This window comes from Leisingera sp. F5 (genome assembly GCF_001593695.1).
Map to the genome: position 1 here is coordinate 1 of NZ_LUKH01000931.1, position 1,455 is coordinate 1,455.

Annotated in this window: 1 pseudogene; it reads left to right on the forward strand. The window is 60.0% G+C overall.

Going from position 1 to position 1,455, the window contains the following annotated elements:
• Positions 1-1,418, forward strand: a pseudogene (gene tdm / locus A2I95_RS37550) (trimethylamine-oxide aldolase Tdm); the annotation flags it as partial.
• Positions 1,419-1,455 lie beyond the last annotated feature (37 nt).

Consider the following 1,455-nt stretch of genomic DNA (forward strand, 5'->3'; position numbering starts at 1 on the left):
CGCGCGCGGGCTGGATGGCGATCAACTTCTTCTTCAACACCGGGCTCGACGACCATGGCGTTATGTATGCCGATGAGCCCTGGACCCGGCCCGGCGATTACGTACTGCTCAGGGCGCTGACCGATCTGGTCTGTGTCAGCTCGGCCTGCCCGGATGATACCAGCGCGGCCAATGGCTGGAACCCCACCGACATTCACGTCCGCACTTACAGCGGCCAAGAGACCTTCAAGCGGGCGATAGCGTTCCGCGCGACCCCTGAATCGGAGCCCAAAATGACCAAGGAAACCGGTTTCCACGACCGCCTCAGCAAGATGACCCGCAATTTCATCGAGTATAACGGATATTGGCTGGCCAATTGCTATGCCGAGTCCGGGCCGCTGGAGGAATACTGGGCGTGCCGAGAAAAATGCATTGTTCTGGATCTCACGGCGCTGCGCAAATTCGAGATCACCGGTCCGGATTCCGAGGCACTCTGCCAGTACATCTTTACCCGCAATATCAAGAAGCTGGCTGTGGGGCAGGTGGTCTATACCGCGATGTGCTATCCGCATGGCGGCATGATTGACGATGGCACCGTGTTCCGCCTGGGCAAGGACAATTTCCGCTGGATCGGCGGCTCGGACTATGGCGGAGAGTGGATCCGCGAGCAGGCGGAAAAGCTGGGCTTGAACGTGCTGGTGCGCTCGTCAACCGACATGCAGCACAATATCGCCGTGCAAGGCCCCGAAAGCCGGGATCTGCTGAAGAAGATCATCTGGACGATGCCGCATAATCCCAAACTGGAGGAGCTGGGCTGGTTCCGCTTCACCCCTGCGCGGATTGGCGGTGAGCATGGCGTCCCGGTAGTCGTCTCGCGGACCGGCTACACCGGCGAACTAGGGTATGAGATATTCTGTCACCCGAAACATGCTGGTGATGTCTTCGACGCGGTCTGGGAGGCCGGTCAGGATCATGGCATCCGCCCTATGGGGCTGGAGGCGCTGGATATGGTGCGGATTGAGGCCGGCCTGATCTTTGCCGGGTATGACTTCAGTGATCAGACCGACCCGTTTGAGGCTGGCATCGGCTTTACCGTGCCGCTGAAGTCGAAAGAGGATGACTTTGTTGGCCGCGACGCGCTGATCCGGCGCAAGACCACGCCCGCCCGCAAGCTGGTGGGGCTGGATATCGATTCCGCAATTGACGTGGAGCATGGCGACTGTGTCCACATTGGCCGCGCGCAAATTGGCGAGGTGACCTCGTCGATGCGCTCACCGCTGCTGGGCAAGAATATCGCGCTGGCACGGGTGGATGTGTCTTGCGCGGAAGTGGGGACCGAGGTGGAAATCGGCAAACTTGACGGACATCAAAAACGGCTGCCTGCCAAGATTGTACCCTTTGCGCATTACGACCCCAAGAAAACCCGGCCTCAGTCCTGAGGCCGCCCGGTTCGGGGCAGGGAGGTGAAATGGTTCA